18 protein-coding genes are annotated in these 22,118 nt (G+C 53.3%); 10 read left to right on the plus strand and 8 right to left on the minus strand.

Annotation, left to right across the window (positions count from 1 at the left end; genetic code table 11):
* The first annotated feature begins 133 nt into the window (after positions 1–133).
* Both PU624_RS00295 and PU624_RS00300 read left to right on the plus strand, forming a co-directional pair.
* A complete protein-coding gene (locus PU624_RS00295) occupies positions 134–1,066 on the plus strand; it encodes an SMP-30/gluconolactonase/LRE family protein (protein WP_283544892.1) in 933 nt (310 codons plus the stop codon).
* A gap of 38 nt (positions 1,067–1,104) precedes the next feature.
* On the plus strand, positions 1,105–2,460 hold the full coding sequence (locus PU624_RS00300) for an MFS transporter (RefSeq protein WP_283544893.1): 1,356 nt from the start codon (positions 1,105–1,107) through the stop codon (positions 2,458–2,460).
* Positions 2,461–2,650: 190 nt separating this feature from the next.
* On the opposite strand, the gene PU624_RS00305 is transcribed toward PU624_RS00300, so the two are convergent.
* Together PU624_RS00305 and PU624_RS00310 are read right to left on the minus strand one after the other, a co-directional pair.
* Positions 2,651–3,334 (minus strand): O-methyltransferase, encoded by a 684-nt coding sequence (locus PU624_RS00305; protein WP_283544894.1) that lies wholly within the window; start codon positions 3,332–3,334, stop codon positions 2,651–2,653.
* Between the two features lie 136 nt (positions 3,335–3,470).
* Positions 3,471–4,421: a D-2-hydroxyacid dehydrogenase family protein gene (locus tag PU624_RS00310; protein ID WP_283544895.1), complete on the minus strand. Its 951-nt coding sequence runs from the start codon at positions 4,419–4,421 to the stop codon at positions 3,471–3,473.
* A 606-nt stretch (positions 4,422–5,027) separates the two neighbouring features.
* Between PU624_RS00310 and PU624_RS00315 the strand changes: the two genes are divergently transcribed.
* Positions 5,028–6,194, plus strand: coding sequence for an EAL domain-containing protein (locus PU624_RS00315; RefSeq protein WP_283544896.1), 1,167 nt, complete (start codon positions 5,028–5,030; stop codon positions 6,192–6,194).
* Positions 6,195–6,210: 16 nt separating this feature from the next.
* On the opposite strand, the gene PU624_RS00320 is transcribed toward PU624_RS00315, so the two are convergent.
* Entirely contained in the window at positions 6,211–6,747 is a 537-nt protein-coding gene (locus PU624_RS00320) for a GNAT family N-acetyltransferase (RefSeq protein ID WP_283544897.1), read from the minus strand.
* 514 nt (positions 6,748–7,261) lie between these two features.
* On the opposite strand from PU624_RS00320, the gene PU624_RS00325 reads away from it, so the two are divergent.
* Positions 7,262–7,510, plus strand: a complete 249-nt coding sequence (locus PU624_RS00325) for a hypothetical protein (protein WP_283544898.1) — start codon at positions 7,262–7,264, stop codon at positions 7,508–7,510.
* A gap of 159 nt (positions 7,511–7,669) precedes the next feature.
* On the plus strand, positions 7,670–8,233 hold the full coding sequence (locus PU624_RS00330) for a TetR/AcrR family transcriptional regulator (protein WP_283544899.1): 564 nt from the start codon (positions 7,670–7,672) through the stop codon (positions 8,231–8,233).
* Position 8,234: 1 nt separating this feature from the next.
* On the opposite strand, the gene PU624_RS00335 is transcribed toward PU624_RS00330, so the two are convergent.
* The 5 genes from PU624_RS00335 to PU624_RS00355 all read right to left on the minus strand — a co-directional run bounded on the left by PU624_RS00335 (position 8,235) and on the right by PU624_RS00355 (position 15,953).
* Complete coding sequence (locus tag PU624_RS00335) at positions 8,235–8,816, minus strand: TetR/AcrR family transcriptional regulator (RefSeq protein WP_283544900.1); 582 nt, start codon at positions 8,814–8,816, stop codon at positions 8,235–8,237.
* A 213-nt stretch (positions 8,817–9,029) separates the two neighbouring features.
* Entirely contained in the window at positions 9,030–10,463 is a 1,434-nt protein-coding gene (locus tag PU624_RS00340; RefSeq protein ID WP_283544901.1) for an efflux transporter outer membrane subunit, read from the minus strand.
* Complete coding sequence (locus tag PU624_RS00345; protein ID WP_283544902.1) at positions 10,463–13,624, minus strand: efflux RND transporter permease subunit; 3,162 nt, start codon at positions 13,622–13,624, stop codon at positions 10,463–10,465. Before PU624_RS00345 ends, PU624_RS00340 begins: the two co-directional genes overlap by 1 nt.
* Position 13,625: 1 nt before the next feature.
* Positions 13,626–14,774: an efflux RND transporter periplasmic adaptor subunit gene (locus PU624_RS00350; RefSeq protein WP_283544903.1), complete on the minus strand. Its 1,149-nt coding sequence runs from the start codon at positions 14,772–14,774 to the stop codon at positions 13,626–13,628.
* Positions 14,775–15,140: 366 nt separating this feature from the next.
* Positions 15,141–15,953 (minus strand): IclR family transcriptional regulator, encoded by an 813-nt coding sequence (locus PU624_RS00355; RefSeq protein WP_283544904.1) that lies wholly within the window; start codon positions 15,951–15,953, stop codon positions 15,141–15,143.
* 319 nt (positions 15,954–16,272) lie between these two features.
* Between PU624_RS00355 and PU624_RS00360 the strand changes: the two genes are divergently transcribed.
* The 5 genes from PU624_RS00360 to yiaK all read left to right on the plus strand — a co-directional run bounded on the left by PU624_RS00360 (position 16,273) and on the right by yiaK (position 22,114).
* Positions 16,273–17,799, plus strand: coding sequence for a sugar ABC transporter ATP-binding protein (locus PU624_RS00360; RefSeq protein ID WP_283544905.1), 1,527 nt, complete (start codon positions 16,273–16,275; stop codon positions 17,797–17,799).
* Positions 17,800–17,821: 22 nt separating this feature from the next.
* Positions 17,822–18,922: an ABC transporter permease gene (locus PU624_RS00365; protein WP_283544906.1), complete on the plus strand. Its 1,101-nt coding sequence runs from the start codon at positions 17,822–17,824 to the stop codon at positions 18,920–18,922.
* Positions 18,919–20,019 carry an ABC transporter substrate-binding protein gene (locus PU624_RS00370; protein ID WP_283544907.1) on the plus strand — a complete coding sequence of 367 codons (1,101 nt, stop codon included), beginning with the start codon at positions 18,919–18,921 and terminating at the stop codon, positions 20,017–20,019. The genes PU624_RS00365 and PU624_RS00370 overlap by 4 nt, the downstream gene beginning before the upstream one ends.
* 14 nt (positions 20,020–20,033) lie before the next feature.
* A complete protein-coding gene (locus PU624_RS00375) occupies positions 20,034–20,864 on the plus strand; it encodes an SMP-30/gluconolactonase/LRE family protein (protein WP_283544908.1) in 831 nt (276 codons plus the stop codon).
* A 251-nt stretch (positions 20,865–21,115) separates the two neighbouring features.
* Positions 21,116–22,114, plus strand: coding sequence for a 3-dehydro-L-gulonate 2-dehydrogenase (gene yiaK, locus PU624_RS00380; protein ID WP_283544909.1), 999 nt, complete (start codon positions 21,116–21,118; stop codon positions 22,112–22,114).
* The last annotated feature ends 4 nt before the right edge of the window (positions 22,115–22,118 follow it).

Raw genomic sequence — 22,118 nt, forward strand, 5'->3', positions numbered from 1 at the left:
GCAACACTAGCGTCATCGTGAATATCGTGGATATAGTAATTTCATTATGTACAACCCTGTTTCACTCTGTAAAACAAGCTGCGAGATACGCTATGTCTGTTTTTGAAAAAACCACCCAGAAGGAACGCATTTCATGATGTATCTGACACAGGCAGATGTCAGGCAGACGTCGATTTTCTCCCGCCTGCCTGACCGTTTCCGCTTACCCGATAGCAATAATGCCTGGGCGGTCGCAAATCGCGGGGGGCAACTGACCGACTCGTTCCTGGAAGGGCCGGTCTGGCATCCATCAGGTTGTCTCTATCTGACCGATATACCCTATGGCCGTATATTCCGTGTCGATATGACGGGCAACTGGGAGCTCATTGTGCAATACGACGGCGAACCCAACGGCATGAAACTCGTCGATCCGGATACGCTTTTAATTACGGATTATCGTCACGGGATAATGAAACTTTGCCTCAAAACGCAAACCGTGACGCCATGGCTGGCTCGTCGTAATAGCGAGAGTTTTCGTGGTGTTAATGATTTAACGACCGATAGCCACGGCAATCTCTATTTCACCGATCAGGGACAAACGGGACTCCATGATCCAACCGGACGTGTTTACCGGCTCAGCCAGGACGGAAGACTGGATATGCTGCTGGCCAACTGCCCCAGCCCGAACGGACTGGTTCTGTCGCCAGATGAAAAAGCGCTCTATGTCGCGATGACGCGTGGCAATTCAGTCTGGCGTGTGCCGCTGCAGCGCGATGGTTCGGTCAGCAAAGTCAGTCAGTATTTTACTTCACACGGTCCCAGCGGTCCTGATGGGCTGGCTATCAACGCGAACGGTGAGTTGCTGATTGCAAACCCAGGTCTGGGCCGCGTCTGGCTGCTTAACGATCTGGCTGAGCCCGCAGAAATTCTCACCAGCCCTGTCGGACGCTCCAGCACCAACCTCTGTTTTGGCGGTGAAAATTTGCAGCAGCTTTTTATTACCGAATCGGTCAGCGGCAGCATTCTCACCTGCTCAATGAAAACACCAGGCCACCCACTGCCCTTTATTTCCACTGATTTTCTCTAAGAATAACTCTGCGTTTTCTGAACGCAGCGGAGGCACCCATGAATCTGCATTCTGTAAGCGCGGGCTCACCTGCTGAGCCGGAGGCTGTGTCCGGCCCCCGTGAAGAAATGAGTCAAACGGATTATGAACAAAGCGAACTGGCGGCAGGTAAAGCGTTTCGCCGTATCCTGCCGTTTATCTTCATCTGTTACGTCGTCAGTTATCTGGACCGCACTAACGTCAGTTTCGCTGCACTGGGCATGAATGCCGATCTGGGCATCACGGCTGAGCAGTTCGGCTTCGGGGCAGGCATGTTTTTTATCGGCTATTTCCTGTTTGAGGTGCCCAGCAATCTGATCATGCAAAAAGTCGGCGCCCGTATCTGGATCGCCCGCATCATGATCTCATGGGGAATCATCTCCATGGCGACGGCCTTCGTCACCGGTCCCGCCAGCTTTGCCTTTGCCCGTTTCTGTCTGGGCGTCGCGGAAGCAGGATTCACACCCGGTATTTACCTGTTCTTCACTTACTGGTTTCCCGGAACCTGGCGCGCAAAAATTACGGCGGCATTTTTAGTCGGCATCCCCGTGGCGAATATCATCGGTGCCCCTTTATCCGGGATGCTGATGCAAATCACCGGGCATGAACATATCCGAAACTGGCAGTGGTTACTGATGCTGGAAGGTTTCCCGGCGGTTATCCTGGGCATCATCTGCCTGTTCTTCCTGAACGATCATCCGGCGAAAGCTAACTGGTTAACCGACACGGAAAAAACATTGCTGAGCAGGCGGCTGGAAAATGAACAGCAGAAGATTGAAAAGGCGCACGGTTCCAGCATGCGTGATGCGCTGCGAAATCCCCTGCTCTATCTGCTTGCGTTCATTAACTTCTGCGGCATTGTCGGTTCTATTGGTGTGGGCCTCTGGATGCCGCAGATCATTAAACAGATGGGCGTCAGTCATACCGCCACCGGCTTTCTGACGGCGTTACCTTATATCTGTGGCGCAGTCGGGATGCTGTTCTGGGCACAGCGGGCCAATGCATCCGGAAACCGCATTCGCTGGATTAGCGCAGCGCTGGTTATCGCCGCGCTTGCACTGGCTTCGAGTGCCGTCGTGGATCAACCCGTCATGAAGATGATTGCGCTCTGTTTCACCGTGAGCGGCATCCTGGCCTTTCAGGCTTCATTCTGGGCTCTGCCTTCCGGTTTTCTGACAGGAAGCGCAGCCGCAGGCGGATTAGCGATGATTGTCTCTGTCGGCAACCTGGGCGGATTTGTCGGCCCTTCCCTGATTGGTTATATCCGCCAGACGAGCGGTGAGTTTATGTGGGCGCTGCTGGCAGTTTCCGCCGTGTTGCTGGTGGGCGCACTTGCCGTGGCACTGGTCAAAGACCCTTATGGCAAAGGCGTGTGACAGCAGAGGTGAAAGGCGCCCCGGCGCCTTTTTGCTTTCGCCGGCAGCATTGCGGGCTGCTATCCGGCCCGCCCGGAAGCGAAGATCAGAGACTCTTAATATCACTGCATTCCATCAGTAAATCAGCTTCAGGATAAGCCGCGTCAGGGCAATGAAGAGTGTGAGATTTTGAGGCGTTTTTTTAGACGATTTATACCGCCCTGACGACAGCCATCACGAATCCATCCCACCCTTTTTCACCCACGGTCTGAATCGCTGTGGCATCCAGCCGCGTGTCTTCAGAAATCATCTGAATAAATTTTCGCAGGCCTGTGACGTTGGGATTACGACTTTCATCATCGATCACGCTGCCGCCGCGCACCGTGTTATCACCGACGATGACAGTACCTGGCTGCGATAATCTGATTGCCCATTCCAGATAATGCGGATTATTCACTTTATCGGCATCGATAAAAATCAGGTCAAAGGGACCTTTCAGAGTGGGTAAGACGTCCAGCGCAGCGCCGATGTGCAGACTGACGCGTTCACTCAGCCCGGCATTGCTTATATTCTGGCGAGCCACCTCAGCATGATGTTTATTGAACTCAATGGTCGTTACGCTTCCCTTTGGCGGCAGAGCTTTGGCCATCCATAGAGTGCTGTAACCGCCAAGCGTGCCTATTTCAAGAACGTGGGCAGCACGTGACATTTGAATAAACAGGGACAGCATTTTTCCCTGTAAAGCGGAGACATCGTGCGTGGGTAATCCCTGCTGTGCGTTGTTATTAAGCGCATTAATCAACTCGGGATCCTGTGGCGCGAGTTTCTCAGAAAACCAGGCATCGACCTGTGCCCATTTATCTGAATCCTGCGCGGGATAAGCAGGGGTTCTCATTTGCTTTTATTCTCCATAAAGGCTCTGAAAGAGCTTATACGCCTTTTGTTGCAGGTGCCTGACAGCCAGACTCAGGCACCTGCAACGCCGTTATTGGGCTGAAAGCATTAACTTAAGAGTGTGTAATCCTGGCAATTCAGATCACATGTGACCTATCGCCATTAAAGTAACGCACAACATTATCAAACGCCGTTCTGAAATAGAGTTCATAGCTGGCCTTCTCGACATATCCCAGATGCGGCGTACAAAGCACATTCGGCATCTGCAGGTAAGGATGCTGCGTGTTGTAAATCGGTTCTTCTTCATAAACGTCCAGTGCCGCAAATCCGGGCCGTCCCTCTTTCAGGGCGTTCAGCAACGCGCCTTCAGCAACAAGCTCAGCACGGCTGGTATTCACGAATAACGCCTCCGTTTTCATCAACGCGAGATCGGCAGGCGTGATATTGCCTTCGGTTGCTGCCACCAGCCTTTGGTGTACGGTTAACACATCACTGGTGGCGAAAAATTGCTCGCGACTTTCAGGAACCCGCCATCCGTCAGCACGCGCCTCTTCCTGTGCTCGCAGACTTCCCCATATCTGCACCTGCATGCCAAAAACGGCTGCAAAAGACGCGATACGTTTACCTATTTTCCCATAGCCCAGAATGCCGATGACCTGATTGTGAACCGCCGAGCCGATTTCTGTTTGCCAGTGTCCCTGAGCCATTGCATTCACCGACGAGACTAATTTCCTGCGGGAGGCCATGATCAACAGCCAGGTCAACTCAGCAGGCGCAACAGGAGATCCCGTCCCTTCCACAATGGCAACACCTGCCCGCGTGCAGGCATCAATATCGACATTTCTGGCTAACTTTCCCGTCTGGCTGATTAATTTAAGTTCTGGCGTGCGTCGCAGAAAGGCCTCATCAATCACGGTTCTTTCCCGGATAAGAATTAATGCCTTTGCAGAGGATAAATGATGATCAGCCATCGAATCCTTGCTGAGGTCTCCTAATGCTGAACACTGGAAGTTTTCATCCTGCTGCAGGAAATCCAGCTGCTGAGTTGCAAGCTGATAATCATCGGGGATCACAATATGAATGGCCATCAAAACCCTCATTAACGGTAACTTACGCAAACGCTTAATTTTCAGTCAAGTTGTACCACGCCAACGACGCCAGAACTCGCTCTCGTTCACGATATTTTACAACATGATATGAATGCCCTCGTGCGTGAGCTTCAACCCGCTTTACCATCCTGGCTGACGGCCCCTGATACTCCCCCGTAATCGCCACAGGTTGCCAGCATCGAATCGGATATCACATCAACGTTTTGTACGGGGCTAACTGCACACCCACACTGAGATTCTTTTTCCCGAATTTACCCCAATGTCAGAATGTGTTGGGATGCTCAATTAAACGTCCTGCGATTACGATGTAATGAAAAGTGAGCCTTAGCCGATAACGATAATTAACATGAAACGGCATTCCGGGTCAGACGCTATAATTTGACATTAATGACATTACAATATTACTGAATCGGCAATGTTAAATAAGTCTTAATATATTCAGCTCCTGAAGCAATAACGCGCTAAATAGTCGGGTTATCACTTTAAAAAAGTCATTCTCTGAAAATGTTGCTGAATATTACCATTCGTAAGCCCTGCAGAATCTTTCTGTTAACCGGCTGAATATCAGGTCTTTCCAGGAATAAAATGATACATGGCGTGAAGAATGACGAGCCGCGCGAACGTTTGCTGCAGCGAATTATAAGAGGAGAATTTCATCCGTTTTTCCAGCCGATAGTTTCTCTGGAAGATCAGCGTGTGATGGGATTTGAAATGCTTGCGCGGCACATTTCGCCGGAAGGGACGATCACGCCTCCGGCAGACTTCATTCCGGCCATGGAGCAAACCGGCCTGCTGGACGAACTGATGCTCAGCCTTATGGTTCAGGGTTTCAGAGCCGCTGCTGCGTGGCCTGAACAACAATTTTTGTCGATGAATGTTTCCCCGTCGCAGCTTAATGGCAGGTATCTCACGGAAACCATCCGAAACACTGCCCTTCAGGCCCGGTTTGATCTGTGCAGGTTAAAGATTGAGATCACTGAAACGGCCCTGCTGAATGACATCCACACCGCCCGGACGGAGATTGAAGCCTTGTCAGAAATGGGCTGTACGATCGCGATGGATGACTTTGGCACAGGCTATTCCAGCCTTGCCTGGCTGATCCAGTTACCTGTAAACACACTCAAAATTGATAGCAGCTTTATCCGATCCATGCTGGACAAAAAGGACAGCCGGAAAATCATTTCCAGCGTGGTCGGGCTGGGCCGCAGCCTGGATATGGATGTCATTGCCGAAGGTGTAGAAACGGATGAGCAGGCTGAAATGTTACGGGGCATTGGCTGCTTATATGCGCAGGGCTATCTGTTCGGGCGTCCGATTTCAGCTGCCGAAAGCGGATTAATGCTCACCACAGCCACTGACAAGGGGTTTGTCCGGCGGGTTGCGCGGCTGTCTCTCGATCAGCGAGCCCATCAGATATCATCCATGTATGCGGTTCCCGGCACATCCATTTGCTTTCTTGATCCAGAGCTGGTGATTGTTGACGCAAGTGACACGTTTGCCGAAAGGGTCGGCTGGACCCCGCATGACCTTATTCATAAATATATTTATGAAGTGATCCCGTCTCAGGCTGACAAGTTACTCTGGTTGCAGGAGTTCCGTAAAAAAGGACTTCCGTATCCTCCTTATGAAGTGGTACTGCCTGACGGTTCATCGGATCTTGTTATGGTGACGCGAGTGGAAGATGAGGCAAAAGAGTTACTGGGTTTCTGCGTCTTTGGTGTCAAACTGAGCAGCCGTGATGGCAATAACTAACGTTGATACAGCCGCCTCACCCAGTTTTCTGATGCCATTCATCATGGCTCAGCGTAAACAGCATGCTTGCCGGGGCATTTTCCACATCATGAATATCCTGAACATGCCGGAGTCCGGCTTTGATCAGAACGTTTTGTGAAGCCAGGTGATTCGCTCTCACGACGGCAGATATCTCTGGCAGTTTTAACGCATCAAATCCGTAACTGACGGCATAGTTTGCAAACTCCGTCGCCAGCCCTTTTCCCCAGGCTTCAGTAGAAAACCGATAACCCAGATTGTTGATTGTGATATCGGCAAAATGTCTGATGCTCAACCCGCCAAAACCGATGACTCTGTCAGGATTTTCCCGGAGCGAGATAGCCCAGGTGCCGAAACCATGGGATTTCCAGTGGCTGAGCGCGCGTGACAGAACAGCCTGAGAATGGTGAATATCCGGATGCGGACCGGCGGGATTGAACGTATTCGTCGCAGGATCGCCATAGATTCTGAAAAGATCATCGGCATCTGATGGCGTGACCGGGCGTATAAACAACCGCAGAGTGTCTGGCTGCAAAGGAAGCTCCTGAATTTGATTTAATATTCCAACCCGGATGTTTTATCGCGTTAACCGACGCACGTCACGACATTAATTTCTCGCCTGACCAGCCTGTTGGCAACGCGACATCCATAATTTCATCGGACTTCAGACCCGGTAAGTCAAATTAATCGACACTCCTGCTGTTCTGCAATAATAGTCCTTACACCGCCCCGCAACACCTGAAGACAGCCTGCCCATAATGACTTAAGTCAATCTGAAAAATATTGCCTATCCGGCTGAAGATATCGTGATTTTTGTCGAAAATATGACGAGAGAATAAGAATAAAACGGAAGCAGTAATGAAAGGAATTCTACCCTGCCTGTCAGGACAACATCAATTTATTAAGGGGCCTTGCGGCACTGGAACCACTATGAATCGCACTATTTCAGAAATAAGTCACTTCCGGGATTTGCCTTACCGCATCACGGGGAGGCCGCATGTTGATATTCTCCTGCCGGCGTGGACTTTCAACAACAAGGTAAATGGCTAATGAGCATCGTTTATATCCCTGCCCTTATCCCACTGCTTATGAAAAAAGAGAACGAGAAAGGAAGCCCGCTAACAGAGGATGAAGTCAGCCGCATCCGGGATAATGCCACCTGTATCGAAGTGCCACGTGATGTTGCCTTCACAATGGCCGAATGCCGGGGTTATTTTGATATCAATCCTGAACGTTGCTGGCCGGAATGGAGCGCCTACCGGAGTAAGAATTTGCTGTCTGCTGCGGACAACGCATAACGGCTTCGCTCAGAAGCTCTGCACCTTACGCTTCAGCAGCCGGTCTCAGTTCAGGGAATGCCATGCTATGGCGTCACGCCTGGCCGGATCGGATCTGCGACGTATAGCCATGCAGCGCAAAAGGCGGTAAAGTAATATTTTTATATTGTGAGTATTATCATGAACCGTAGTGAAGAGATCCTTGAAGCAGCAGAATATTGCATGCGACAGAAAGGCTTTAATCAGACCTCGGTTCAGAGTATTGCACGACAGGCAAATGTCAGCGTTGGCCTTATTTACAAATATTATAAAAATAAAGAAGCGATTATCGAAGCACTGGTAAAAGACGTTGTGCAACGAATGATTAATTTACTGAAAGATGATCTCGACAATCTTGCTCATACCGGGAAAGTGACACATTCTGCGCACGACGTTGTGTCAATCGAAGTTGAACAAAGTATTGTACTGCTCATTGATATCTCTGCAGAAGCCACACGTAATGAAGGTATTCGGCAGATTATTTATGATGCCTGGCAGGCACTGAAAGAGAATTTCATTACTCAGGAACAGGCGCTGAATCCAGCACTGAATGCTGAGATCATTCAGACGCGCCTCTATGTCATGTCACTCATCATCGATGGCATGACGATTCGCCGCTGTATGAAACAACGAGAAATCGATGGCAGCTTTATGACCTTCCTGGATGCCATCAGCCACGACATTAATCAGCACAGTGTCGCGTAACTCAGGAAAACAGATGCCCTGTGAGGGTGCTGTTGATTCGCGCTAACTCCTGCTGATCCAGGTGTTTATCCCCGAACGTACGACAGGCCACCCCATCGACCAGCATCAGCAAAAACTGAATACGGTCACTTCGTTGTTGAGCACCCGCTTCGGGCATGTGTTGCTGAAATACGCGATCCAGTTCCGCAATAAGCCGGTATTCTTCCTGCGCAAGCAACTCGCGTACGGATTTATTACGTGATGCCTCCGAATACATTTCAAGCAGCAAGCAGCGATCCCTGAATGACCACGCCTGCCAGAATTCAGACTCCGTATCAATAATCTCTGACGTGCTGATTTTTAATTGAAAGTTTGTTACTAAAAACAGCCGCCAGCTTTCGGCGATAATTTTTATGGTTTCACTGACAATTAATTCTTTGCTGCTGAAGTAGCGATAAATCTGACCTGCGCCTAAACCTGATTCATGACTGATATCGGCCATACTTGCACCATGAAAGCCGGAGCGACTGAAACAGTTTTTCGCCGCCGAAATGATCTGCTGCTGACGCTGCGCCTGGAAATCATCATTTGCTGACTTACTCAAAGAAACTCCTGATAACTGACCGCAATATCATCGTTATATTTTAATGATTGGTATGGTACCCGAGGCAGGAGTGGGAGGGAATATTTGCCTTACCTTCTGACGGTCATGTCCGGCTCATAGCTCCCAACACCCGGTAGTGTATGCATCATTCAGGCGCGGCATGTTGCAGCGCTTTAGCGGGAATGCGCACGCACACCGGCGTGCGCATCCGGACTACATTTTCAGTTCCGATTCCGGCAGCGCCGTACCGCCGCCCAGCACCTTGTAAAAAGTATTGAGGTTCTGATAGTAGGCCTGCTCAACGCTGACCAGACTGGTTCGGGCAGTGTAGAGCGTTCGCTGTGCGGTTAAGGCATTGAGATAAGTGTCCACACCACGCTGATAGCGCAGCTCCGCCAGATGATAATAGGTCTGTGAAGCCGCGACATTGTTACGCTGACTGGTCAGCTGGTCATTAATGGTGCCTTTACGCGCCAGCGCATCGGCGACTTCCTGAAACGCCGTCTGCACCGACTTCTCATACACCGCCACGTAATACTCTTTTTGCGCTTTGGTGTAGTTCAGGTAAGAGATGTTGTAGCCCCCTTTAAAGATCGGCAGCGAGATGCTGGGCGCAAATGACCATATTCCCACCCCGTTTTTGAACAGTGAAGAGAGATCGGCACTGCCAACGCCACCGCTTGCCGTCAGCGAAATACTCGGGAAGAAGTTTGCCCGTGCTGCACCGATATTGGCATTCGCCGCCTTCAGATTGTGTTCAGCCTGCAGGACATCAGGACGATTATTCAGGGCTTCTGATGACACCCCCGCTGGCACCTCTCGCAACGCCTGCCCCAGAGACTCAATGTTTTTTGGCAGCAGATTTTCAGGCACGCTTTTACCCACCACCAGGTCCAGTGCATTCTTATCCTGCGCCACGCTGGTGGTATAGCTGGCGACATCCGCCTGCGCAGAGTGCCAGGTGGTTTCTGCAGACGCGACATCCACCATGGATGCGACGCCGTTCTGCAGCCGTTTGCGCGTGACCTCCAGTGACTGCCGCGCACTCTCTGCCGTCTCCTTCGCAATCTCCAGATTGCTGCGATCGGCTGCCAGCTGTAACCAGTAATCTGTAGTGTTATAGAGCAACGTCAGGCGCGTGCTTCGCGCACCTTCCAGCGTGCCCAGGTAGGTTTCGAACTGCTGGCGGGACAGGCTCTGATTTTTACCGAACAGGTCCAGCTCGAATGAACTGACACTGCCCTCCGCAGAGTAACTGTTGCCCAGCGCGGTCTGATTGCCCTCTCCCGTCAGCGCTCGTGAGCGAGTGCCACTCACATCGGCACTCAGTGAAGGGAAGAGATTCGATCGCTGCTCGCCATACTGCGCATGTGCAGATTTCACACTCGCGACGGCTTCACGCAAATCGCGGCTGTTATCCAGCGCCATGGCCACCACCTGCCGAAGCTGCGGATCCTGCACATACGCCTGCCAGCTGATATCGCGATAGTTCGTCGCATTCGGTTGCAGGTTGCGATAAGCCTCACCGGCCGGGGTTGCGGCAACGACGGTATTATCAGGACGTGCATAATGCGGATCGAGCGAAACGCAGCCCGCAAGGAAACCGGGCAAAAACAGTGCTAAAAGTTTTGCAGACGACATAGTCATTATTTTTCCACCTTCGCTGCGGATTCATCAGACGCTGTTTCGTCATGTGGTTTCGCCGGGAACAGACGGCGGACCAGCACAAAGAACAGAGGGACTAAGAAGATGGCCAGCAGGGTCGCCGTTAAGGTACCGCCGATAATACCGGTACCGATGGCGATGCGGCTGTTCGCGCCAGCGCCGGTAGAGATTGCCAGCGGCAATACCCCAGCGGTAAATGCCAGCGAGGTCATGATGATGGGACGTAAACGCATCGTTGCTGCATGCGTTGCCGCACTGATCAGGCTCTCCCCCTTGCGATATCGCTCTTCAGCAAATTCCACGATCAGAATGGCGTTCTTCGCCGACAATCCGATAATGGTGAGCAGCGCGACCTGGAAATAGACGTCGTTTTCCAGTCCCCGCAGCGTAACCGCCAGTAACGAACCGATAACACCCAAAGGCACAACCATCATGACCGAAAAGGGCACTGACCAGCTCTCATACAGCGCGGCAAGACACAGGAACACCACAATCAGTGAGATGGCATACAGCGACATTGCCTGGTTGCCCGAGAGTTTCTCCTGATAAGAGAGCCCACTCCACGCGAAGGTGTTGCCAGCGGGCAACTTCGCCGCCAGTTTTTCCATGGCGGTGATGGCGTCCCCGGAGCTCTTCCCGGAGGCAGCCGACCCTTCAATTTCGTAAGATGCCAGACCGTTATAACGTGACAGAACATCCGGACCATACGCCCAGTTCATTGAGGCAAAGGATGAGAACGGCACCATGGTGGTGTTATTGCTGCTATCCGTGCCGCGCACATACCACTGATCGATATCTTCAGGCTTGCTGCGGAACTGCTGCTCACCCTGCATGTAGACTTTTTTCACACGACCACGATCGGTGAAGTCATTGACGTAGTTGCCACCAATCGCGGCACTCAGAGTGCTGTTGATATCGCTGATGGTCAGACCCAGCGACTGCGCCTTGGCGTCATCAATCGTGACATCCAGCTGCGGCAGGCTCGGCAGTGAGTTGGCGCGCACGGCACTCAGAGCGGGATCGCTATTCGCTTCTGCAATCAGCTGATCGCGCATTTTAAGCAGTTCGTCACGGCTGGTCGCACCGCGTGCCTGCAGTTCAAACGTGAAGCCATTCGACTGACCCAGCCCGGAAACCGGCGGCGGCGTCAGAACAAAAATCTGCGCATCGCGAATGCCCGACAAGGCTCCCATTGCGCGGCCTGCAATGGCATCCGCACTGTTCTCGCTGCCTTTGCGCTCACTCCAGTTCTTCAGCGCGATAAAGCCAATACCGGCGTTCTGGCCATTCCCGGCGAAACTAAAGCCGTTCACCAGCATGCTGACGTTAACGTTCGCTTTCTCCTGGGTGGCAAAGTACTGCTGAACCTGGCGACGCACTTCACGCGTCCGGTTTTCCGTGGCACCCGGGGCCAGCTGATACTGCACCATGATGTAACCCTGATCTTCGGTCGGCAGGAAGCCCGTCGGTAGCCGCATATAGAGCACCGCACAACCTATCAGCAGCACGCCATATAAGAGCAGATAACGCACTGAACGGTTTGCCACATGACCAACCCCCTTCTGATAACGAGCCTGGACACGTTCATAGCTGCGGTTGAACCAGCCAAAGAAGCCTTTGCTGCCGCTTTCGTGATTATGCGGTTTGAGGAGCGTCGCACAGAGTGCGGGGGTCAGCGTCAGCGCCACAATAACCGACAGCACCATCGAGGAAACAATGGTGATCGAGAACTGACGATAGATCACACCGGTTGATCCGCTGAAAAAGGTCATCGGCAGGAACACCGCTGAGAGCACCATCGCGATACCAATCAGTGCGCCGGTAATCTCCTTCATCGATTTTTCCGTGGCCTGACGCGGTGGCAATCCCTCTTCGCGCATGACGCGTTCGACGTTTTCAACGACGACGATCGCATCATCGACCAGTAAACCGATGGCGAGCACCATACCGAACATGGTCAGGGTGTTAATTGAATAGCCAAAAAGGGATAACACGCCGAAGGTCCCCAGCAACACGACCGGGACAGCAATCGCCGGGATTAACGTCGTACGGATGTTTTGCAGGAACACAAACATCACAATGACCACTAAAATCACGGCTTCGATGAGCGTTTTCACCACTTCTTCAATCGAGATTTTGACGAAGTCGGTGCTGTCGAGCGGATAGGCGATCTCATAGCCCGCAGGCATGCTGCTGCGGAACTCATTAATTTTCGCTTTTACCTGCTCTGCGGTGGAGAGCGCGTTGGCACCTGACGCCAGCTGCACGGCAATACCGGATGCCGGATGACCGTTCGCCAGCACGTTGGAACTGTAATCCTCATCGCCCATTTCAACGCGTGCGACATCACTCAGCCGCACGACTGAACCATCTGTCTGGCTTTTCAGCACAATATTGCGGAACTGTTCAGGCGTTTGCAGTCGGGAACGCGAGCGGACAGTTGCCACCAGCTGTTGCTCTTTGCTGGCAGGCTGTGCCCCCAGTTGTCCCGAGGAGACCTGGGTATTCTGACTTTCAAGCGCCGTAGTGACATCGGAAGGCATCAGCGAATAAGCTGCCAGCCTGACGGGATTGAGCCAGATACGCATCGCATATTCAGCCCCGAACACCTGCACGCTCCCGACGCCGGGAACACGCGCCAGGCTGTCTTCCATGTTACTCACCATATAGTCAGCGACATCGGATGAGCTGCTTTTATTGGTTTTATCGTACAGCGCAAGAATCAGCAGAAAGTCACTTTGCGCTTTCTGCACCGTCACACCCTGTGAGGTAACGGCGGTCGGCAGGCGACTCTCCGCCTGCTGAACCTTGTTCTGCACCTGAACCTGCGCGATATCGGGATCGGTCCCCTGTTTAAAGGTCACCGTGATTTTCACCTGCCCGGTGGATGCGGTGCTGCTGGCATCAAAATAGAGCAGACCATCCAGCCCGGTAAGCTGCTGTTCAATGACCTGAGTCACGCTGCTCTCCAGCGTTTCGGCAGAGGCGCCGGTGTAGGTTGCCTGGATGCTGATTTGCGGCGGGGCGACATCGGGATACTGCGCCACCGGCAGGCTGTTAATGCTCAGAATGCCAAACATCATGATGCCGAGGGCGATGACCCAGGCGAAAACCGGACGACGAATAAAGAACTGAGCCAGCATATTATTTGCCCTCGCCGGTCGTGGCTTGACTGTCTGGCGTCACCTCAACAGCTTTGACGCGCATGCCAGGCTGCACTTTCGCGGTTCCTTCAACAATCAGCCTGTCACCACGACTGAGCCCTGAGGTGATCAGCCATTTGTTGCCAATCACGCGATCGGCCACGACATCCCGGCTTTCAACTTTGCTCTGGTCATCCACCACCAGCGCAGTGGCATTGCCTTTCGCATCACGGGTAATCCCCTGCTGCGGCGCCAGGATGGCATCGCTTTTCACGCCATTGGTGACACTGGCACGCACATACATGCCAGGCAGAAGTTCATGCTGCGGATTCGGGAAGATCGCGCGCAGCGTGACTGTCCCGGTCGCTTCATCGACGGCGACTTCGGTCAGCTCCAGCTTGCCGGGATGGTCATAGGCGGTGCCATCTTCGAGGTTCACCGTCACCGGGACGGCATCGGTATTCTGCTGCAGCGAGGCCTGCTGGCGCTTCAGTTTCAGCAGTTGCACACTGGATTGGGTGAGGTCGACATAGATGGGATCAAGGGCGCGAATCGTAGCCAGCGCAGTGGTCTGACTGGCTGTGACCAGTGCACCCGGCGTCACCGAGGAGATTCCGATGCGGCCACTGATAGGGGCTTTTATCTGGGTGTAATTCAGGTTAATACGGGCACTTTCAACGCTCGCGCGGTACTGATCGACCGAGGCGACATTCTGCTGATACGTTGCCTGCGCATCATCGGCATCCTGCCGTGACACACCATTCTCTTTAACCAGCGCCGCATAGCGTTCGGCTTTTAATTTGCTGCTTTTCACCAGCGCCTGCGCATTTTTAAGCTGCGCTACGGCTTGATCGTAACTGGCCTGATAGCTGGCAGGATCGATTTGATAAAGTACCTGCCCGGCTCTAACTTCATCGCCCTCAGTAAACAGCCGTTTCTGGATAATGCCATCCACCTGTGGCCTGACATCTGACGTCATACTGCCCGTTACCCGCCCGGCCAGTTGGCTATCCAGCGTCACAGATTGGGTTTGTAGTGTTTTTACACCCACCTCTGTCGTCATGTTTGCCTCTGGCTGATGACTGCCTTGATCACAGGCCGCCACAACCATCACGATTCCGGCGATCATACTGCGTTGAAAGTTTCTCATAGACACCCTGTAATGAACGTTCATTCTCAGATGGCAGTCTAATAAATCAGCAACAGAATGTATGTCAGCAAAACGAAAAGAAGGGTGTCTGAAAATAAAAACTATCGGGGTGTGACAGTAGAATCACACTTCATCATGGAAGAGAGGGCCTGAATAATATTGACCGCACAAAACAGGGGCATTACATCAGGAACAGTAAAATTTATTTTACTGAATGGCAGTGCTTCATCCCCTTAGTCAGGATGGAAATTTGCCTTTCAAAAGTTGGATTTACTCACCCAACAACCTCAAAGTTAATCACTGTACCTGAGAGTCATCCTGACAACGGGTATAAGAATCGTGATGCCAGTAAGTAACCTGTTTTAATCAGACCTTACTGCCGAGTTCTTCCGAAATTGCCTGGGCTGTTGCTACCACTTTCGCCGTAAGGTTTTTCGCACCAATCAGCTGCAGCTTCGCCGTCGGCAGCGAGACCGACACCGCATAAGGCACGCGCTGCTGAATATCAAATACAGGTGCCGCAATACAGGTGACGCCAAGCTCATTTTCTTCACGATCCATCGCGGTGCGCTGCTGAAGAATATCTTTGAGTTCCTGCTGCATCTCAGGCAGCGTGGTAATGGTATTTCTTGTCAGTTGCTGAATCGTATCCTGATGGGTTTGCCAGTATTTAAACAGGTACTCTTCGCTGCCCCAGGCCAGAAAAATTTTTCCCATTGCCGAACAGTACAACGGCATATGCTGACCGATATAGGCGCGGGTGCGCATCATGCCCGTCGTCGGCTCTAATTTATTAATGAGTACAGCATGGTCATCTTCACGGCTGGAGAAGTTCACGGTTTCACCGACATCCAGATTCAGTTTTTCCAGATGCTGTCCGGCAACGTGAATAATATTAAGCGATGACAGCGCCTTCTGACCGACTGAAATAAACTTGGTGGTTAAGCGATAGCTTCCGGGGGAAGGTGCCTGGGTCACGTATCCACTGCTGTGCAACCCCTGCAGAAGGCGGTGCACGGTGCTTTTGTTCATTCCGGACAGTTCAGAAAGATGGGCCAGCGGGCAACCGTTAGGATAATTACTCAGCAACTCAATTAAATGCAGGCCACGAAACAGGCTCTGTGTCCCTGATGGCTTTTCGCTCTTCATATCCTTTTCTTTATCCACTTTCACCGCCATCCACCTGTCCTCTCCGTTTTTTACTGCCTGAACCCGCTAACGCATGATGTTAACTCATGACATACCTGCAGGGAATCTTAAGCTTTTTTAGTGTGGCTGGACACGTCGGTTACGTCCTGACAGAAATGCGCCGTTCATCACAAATTCAAAACAATATTTTAACCTGCTGTTTCTGCTGCAGAAATATCCATGCTGCTTCTTTGCTTTTCCCCCGCGTCAGGAATAGTATTTTTTGGAATGCTATTTCACATGTTGAAATCAGCAATGAGCGGTCGCCGCTCTTGCTGCCGATACTCACCAGGCGTCACGGGAGGCAGGAATGCAACCTCATCCGGATAAACCGGTTCTTACACTCAGCCATATCACTAAACGCTTCGGCGGTAACGCCGCGGTTAACGATGTGAGCCTGGAGGTCTTCCCCGGCGAAGTGGTAGCACTTCTGGGGGAAAACGGCGCAGGTAAATCCACGCTGATCAAAGTGCTGGCTGGCGTGTACACCAGCGATGAAGGGCAGATAACCTTTCAGGGCAATGTCACAGCATCCGCCGCCGCGCTGAAAACCGCAACCACTCAACCCATTGCGTTTATACATCAGGATTTGGGACTGATTGAGTGGATGACCGTGGCGGAAAATATGGCGCTGGTCATGGGATTCAGCCGCCGTTTCGGTCTGGTTAACTGGCGGGCGGTGCGTGAACGCGCGCGTCTGGCCCTGGAAGAAGTGGGTATTCAGCTGGATCCCGATGCACGCGTCTTTGAACTGTCGCGCACGGAGAAGTCGCTGCTGGCGATTGCCCGTGCGGTGGCAGTGAACGCGGAAGTGCTGGTGCTGGATGAACCGACCGCCTCGCTGCCTGCCAATGACGTGCGTCATCTGTTTAGCGTGATTGAACGCCTGAAAAGCCGCAACGTCGGCATGATTTATGTGACACATCGCCTGGATGAGGTGATTGAGATTGCCGATCGTATCTGCGTGATGCGTGACGGCAAACGCGTGGCGGAGGGTGTAACGGCAGATTACAAGCTTCACGACCTGGTCGAGATGATTGTGGGCGAAGCGCTGGAAAGCAATCAGCGTCTTGCCCTGCCCGAGGCGCGTCCGCCTGTGCTGATGCTGGATCAGGTGTGTATCGATGAAGTCGGCCCTGTCTCTTTCAGCCTGCAACCCGGCGAAATGCTGGCGCTGGCAGGACTGCGCGGTGCCGGCCAGGAAGAGATTGGCCGGATGCTGTTTGGTCTTAAGCAGTCCACCCGCGGGCAAGTGATCTTCCGCGACAAACCCTGCCACTCGCGTTCCCCACGTGATGCGATGGCCGCAGGCATCTCGTTTGTGGCGGGCGACCGCACGGGCGAAAGCCTGGTCATGTCGATGAGCGTGCGCGAGAACCTGTTTGTTAATCCCTGTGCCAGCGGTCATCGGCTGTTCTCCCATTACGGCCGTCGCGCTGAGATCGGGGCCAGCTGGTGGAAAGTCCAGCTGTTCGATGTGCGTCCCAAAGACGTTAACCTGGATATCAGCGCCCTGTCCGGCGGCAACCAGCAGAAAGTGGTGATGGCACGCTGGATGCATCTCAACGCGCCGCTGCTGATCCTCGAAGATCCCACTGCGGGTGTAGACGTCGGCGCCCGTGAAGAAATTTATCACCTGCTGAATAAAGCCCTCGCTGACGGCGTGGCGGTGCTGGTGATTTCCAATGACCTTGAAGAAATTGCTCACATCTGCAACCGCGCCCTGGTGTTTAACCGGGGCCAGGTGGTCGGTGAACTGAGAAATGAACAGGTTACCTTTGCAGGTTTACTGGAGCTGGCCTCCGCCAGTTCTGCTGCCCCATTAGCTACCGTCTGAACAGGCAGTCAGGAGAAACAATATGTCTAAAACCTCGGTGAAATCCACCGCACTCGAACAGCGGGTCAGCCTGGCTCAGCACGGCTTTGCGCCGTGGTCGATGCAGATCCTCACCCGTTACGGGTTACTGCTGTTGTGCGTGCTGTTGGCGTTAATCTTTTCGGCCCTCTCCCCCACGTTTGCCTCGATGCTGACCGTGCAGGCGATCTTGTCCAGTAAAGCGAAAATTGCTCTGCTGGCGCTGGCGGCCACCCTGCCGATGATTGTTGGCAAAATCGACCTGAACGTCGGTTTCGGTATCGTGCTGTGGCACATTCTGGCCATTACGCTGCAGGTAGAATATGGATTCTCATGGCAGATGGCGGTGCTCACCGTGCTGGTCCTGTCAGCGCTCTATGGCCTGCTGAACGGCATTCTGGTGGCGCTGGCAGACATTGACAGCTTTGTCGCTACGCTGGGTTCCGGCACGGTGCTGTACGCCATTGCGCTCTGGCACTCCGGAGGCCGACAGATTGTGGGTGATCTGCCGGACGCCTTCAGCGCGCTGCACAGCACCGAAATCTTTGGCATCCCGATCGGCGCCTTCTACGTGCTGGGCCTGGCGCTGGTGTTATGGCTGATCACAGAGCATACGCCGCTGGGAAGATGCATGTATGCCGTGGGCGGCAACCCCGTGGCGGCGCGGCTCAACGGGATTGCCGTTAACAAATATGTGATTGGCTCCTTTATCGCCTCCAGTGTCATTACCGGCTTCAGCGGCGTGCTGATTGCCGCTGAACAGGGCGTCGGCCAGGCCAGCGTCGGCATGGATTACCTGCTGCCCGCCTTAGTTGGCGCCTTTCTTGGCAGCACCACCATTCGTCCGGGCCGGGTTAACGTCTGGGGCACGGTGGTCGGGATTGCGATTCTGGCTATCGGTATAGCCGGTATCCAGCAATTCGGCGGTGCCTTCTGGGTTGAGCCGCTGTTTAACGGTGCGACGCTGCTGCTGTCGATTACCCTTGCCGGCTACGCCCAGCGTCGCCGTATGCTGAACCAAAAAGCCGTCGTGCGCAGTCAGAGCACGCCAGCGACCACACCTGACCCACAGCAAAAAACCATCACACCAGGGAACTCATTATGAAAAATCCGGTATCTGGTCTTACTCTCGTTGCCATGCTGGTAGCCTCTTTGCCCGCTCACGCAGACAGCTATCTGGAACAGGCTACTGCGGCCGTCGCCAAAGCCACGTCCGGCGCCACGACCTGGGACGGCCCCACTACAGGTCCGAAGCTCCAGGCCAATAAGAAGCTGATTTTTATCGCCTCCGATATGAAAAATGGCGGCGTGCAGGGCGTTCAGCAAGGGCTCAGCGAGGCGGCAAAAGTCGCGGGCTGGAAGCTGGATACGCTGGACGGCGCGGGATCGGTGAAGGATCAGCTTGCCGCACTGAACCAGGCTATCGCCCAGCGCCCGGACGGCATCATTATTGGCGGCTGGAACCCGAACGTCGCCAAAATGCCGCTCAAAAAAGCCGTGCAGCAAAAGATTGTGCTGATGGCATGGCATGCGGAACCCTCACCGGGGCCGATTAAGCAGTACGGCATTACGGATAACATTACCTCGGACTCAAACGACGTTGCCCGCCTGGCGGCACAGTACGCCGTGGTGAAATCGGGCGGCAAAGCTCAGGTCATTATCTTTACCGACTCGCTGTACAAAATCGCGCTGGATAAAGCCAATGCGATGAAGCAGGAAATTGAGAAATGCAGCGAATGTAAAGTCATCGATTTTATCGATACGCCGCTGGCCGATACCTCTAACCGTATGCCGTCGCTGACCTTCAGCCTGTTACAGAAGTACGGCGACCGCTGGCAGTATTCGCTGGCCATTAACGATCTCTATTTCGACTTTATGGCCCCGGCGCTGAAAACCGCAGGCAAAGGCGGTAATAACGCGCCTTACAATATCTCCGCAGGCGATGGATCAATCTCAGCCTTCCAGCGCATTCGCAATGGGGAAAGCCAGGTCGCTACCGTGGCTGAACCGTTGAAACTGCACGGCTGGCAACTGCTGGATGAGTTTAACCGCGCCTTCGCCGGTCAGCCCTCTTCGGGCTATGTGACGCCCGCACATCTGATTACCCAGGAAAATATCAGCCAGGATGGCGGACCGCAGAATAATTACGATCCTTCAAACGGTTATCAGGATCATTACAAAACCATCTGGGGCGTGAAGTAACGGAGGCCAGCAGCATGCAGGTAGAAAAACTGTGTTCCCCTGCCATCTGGGCCGAAGGCCCGGTCTGGCTCCCGCAGCATGATGCGGTGGTATTCAGCGATGTAAAAGGCAACCGCATGTACTGCTGGCACCGCAACGGTGAACTCAGCCTCTGGCGTCATCACTCTAACTATGCCAACGGCAATGCCAGGGATAGTCAGGGACGTGTCGTCAGTTGCGAGCATGGCCGTCGGGCGATCAGCCGGACCGAAGCAGACGGCTCGGTCAGCGTGCTGATCGATAAAGTTGAGGGCAAACGCTTTAACTCGCCCAACGATCTGGCGATCCGTTCTGATGGCACGATCTGGTTTACCGACCCGCCTTACGGAATCGTTAACGATCACGAAGGCTATCTGGCGCCCAGTCAGGTGATTGGCTGCTATCTCTACTGCTATGATCCCGGTAGCGGGCAGCTCAGTATTGCGGCCAGCGATCTGCAGCGCCCGAACGGACTGGCATTCTCACCCGATGAAAGCCTGCTTTATGTGGCCGATATGTCGGTGGTGGATTTTCCGACGCTGGGACGCCATCAGCTCCGGGTTTACCGGGTGGAGGGACAGGAACTCTCAGCCGGGCAATTTTTTGCCGATGTCACACCGGGCTTTCCGGACGGATTTTGTGTGGATGCCAACGGTGACATTTACTGTAGCTGTGCTGACGGGGTCATTATTTTTGACCCTCACGGGGCGCGTAAAGGCAAAATCCCGATTCCCGAGACGGTATCCAACTGCACCCTTGGCGGACCCGATAACAATGAACTTTATATCACGGCCAATACCTCACTCTACCGGGTAATCCTGCGCTAAACCGATTGGGCAGGAAGCGTGAGAACAGGTAATCAGTCATGTCAGCTCGGCCGGAGCTGACCGCCCTTCTGCGGGCAAAATCTGGCAAAAAAGCCTGAGATCACAAAAGCCACCGATAAATATAACTTACTGATTTGTATTAAATATTTTTCAGGTCATTTCTTTGACTGGCGCCATTTTTCCCCATAGCATTTAGTTGAAATGACATTCCACATTATGAAATTCAAGGCAACGCCGGGAGTATCAGTCGTATGAGAATCAGCTATCAGCAGTTGTATGAGGAGTTTCTCCGCGTACTCACCAGTCGTAACGTGCCCCAGGAAAAAGCTGAAGCCTGTGCGCACATGTTTACCGAAACCAGTCTCAACGGCGTCTATTCCCACGGCGTAAATCGCTTCCCGCGTTTTATTCAGCAACTGGACGCGGGCCATATCGTTCCCGATGCCGATGCGCAGAAAGTCCTGTCGCTGGGGGCGATCGAGCAGTGGGATGCACAGCGTGCCATCGGCAATATCACTGCGCATAGCATGATGGATCGCGCCATGGCCGTGGCATCTGAGCACGGTATCGGGCTGGTGGCGTTGCGAAATGCCAATCACTGGATGCGCGGCGGCAGTTACGGCTGGCAGGCGGCGGAAAAAGGGTTTGTGGGCATTTGCTGGACGAATTCAATTGCCGTGATGCCGCCCTGGGGCGCGAAAAGCGGCGCTATCGGGACTAACCCGCTGATCATCGCCGTGCCGGGTGAGCCGATCACCATGGTGGATATGTCGATGTCGATGTTCTCCTACGGGATGCTGGAAGTGAATCGTCTGGCCGGTAAAAGTCTGCCGGTCGATGGCGGGTTTGATGATGACGGTCACTACACCCGCGACCCGGCCACGCTTGAGCAAAACCGCCGCATCTTACCCATGGGTTACTGGAAAGGCTCCGCGCTGTCGGTGGTGCTCGACATGCTGGCCACCCTTCTCTCCAACGGCGCCTCCGTCACCGAAGTCACCCACGACAACGGCGATGAATTCGGCATCTCCCAGGTCTTTATCGCGATTGATGTAGACAAGCTGATTGATGGCGACACTCGCCAGCACAAACTCGACCGCATCCGTGCATCCGTTATCAACGCGGAACGTGCTGACAGCGAGCAGGCAATTCGGCTGCCCGGCGATAAGTTTCCACCGCTGCGAGCTGAGAACCAGCGTCTTGGCATTCCTGTGGATGAACGTATCTGGGCGCGCATTCAGGCGCTGTAAGGAG

The sequence above is a fragment of the Pantoea sp. Lij88 genome (assembly GCF_030062155.1).
Classification (GTDB): domain Bacteria; phylum Pseudomonadota; class Gammaproteobacteria; order Enterobacterales; family Enterobacteriaceae; genus Pantoea.

What these genes read in the sequence shown, in the direction of transcription:
- PU624_RS00295 (WP_283544892.1), top strand. Translation starts at nt 134, where the DNA reads ATGATGTATCTGACACAGGCAGATGTCAGGCAGACGTCGATTTTCTCC.
- PU624_RS00300 (WP_283544893.1), top strand. Translation starts at nt 1,105, where the DNA reads ATGAATCTGCATTCTGTAAGCGCGGGCTCACCTGCTGAGCCGGAGGCT.
- PU624_RS00305 (WP_283544894.1), bottom strand. Translation starts at nt 3,334, where the DNA reads ATGAGAACCCCTGCTTATCCCGCGCAGGATTCAGATAAATGGGCACAG.
- PU624_RS00310 (WP_283544895.1), bottom strand. Translation starts at nt 4,421, where the DNA reads ATGGCCATTCATATTGTGATCCCCGATGATTATCAGCTTGCAACTCAG.
- PU624_RS00315 (WP_283544896.1), top strand. Translation starts at nt 5,028, where the DNA reads ATGATACATGGCGTGAAGAATGACGAGCCGCGCGAACGTTTGCTGCAG.
- PU624_RS00325 (WP_283544898.1), top strand. Translation starts at nt 7,262, where the DNA reads ATGAGCATCGTTTATATCCCTGCCCTTATCCCACTGCTTATGAAAAAA.
- PU624_RS00330 (WP_283544899.1), top strand. Translation starts at nt 7,670, where the DNA reads ATGAACCGTAGTGAAGAGATCCTTGAAGCAGCAGAATATTGCATGCGA.
- PU624_RS00340 (WP_283544901.1), bottom strand. Translation starts at nt 10,463, where the DNA reads ATGACTATGTCGTCTGCAAAACTTTTAGCACTGTTTTTGCCCGGTTTC.
- PU624_RS00345 (WP_283544902.1), bottom strand. Translation starts at nt 13,624, where the DNA reads ATGCTGGCTCAGTTCTTTATTCGTCGTCCGGTTTTCGCCTGGGTCATC.
- PU624_RS00350 (WP_283544903.1), bottom strand. Translation starts at nt 14,774, where the DNA reads ATGAGAAACTTTCAACGCAGTATGATCGCCGGAATCGTGATGGTTGTG.
- PU624_RS00355 (WP_283544904.1), bottom strand. Translation starts at nt 15,953, where the DNA reads ATGGCGGTGAAAGTGGATAAAGAAAAGGATATGAAGAGCGAAAAGCCA.
- PU624_RS00360 (WP_283544905.1), top strand. Translation starts at nt 16,273, where the DNA reads ATGCAACCTCATCCGGATAAACCGGTTCTTACACTCAGCCATATCACT.
- PU624_RS00365 (WP_283544906.1), top strand. Translation starts at nt 17,822, where the DNA reads ATGTCTAAAACCTCGGTGAAATCCACCGCACTCGAACAGCGGGTCAGC.
- PU624_RS00370 (WP_283544907.1), top strand. Translation starts at nt 18,919, where the DNA reads ATGAAAAATCCGGTATCTGGTCTTACTCTCGTTGCCATGCTGGTAGCC.
- PU624_RS00375 (WP_283544908.1), top strand. Translation starts at nt 20,034, where the DNA reads ATGCAGGTAGAAAAACTGTGTTCCCCTGCCATCTGGGCCGAAGGCCCG.
- yiaK (WP_283544909.1), top strand. Translation starts at nt 21,116, where the DNA reads ATGAGAATCAGCTATCAGCAGTTGTATGAGGAGTTTCTCCGCGTACTC.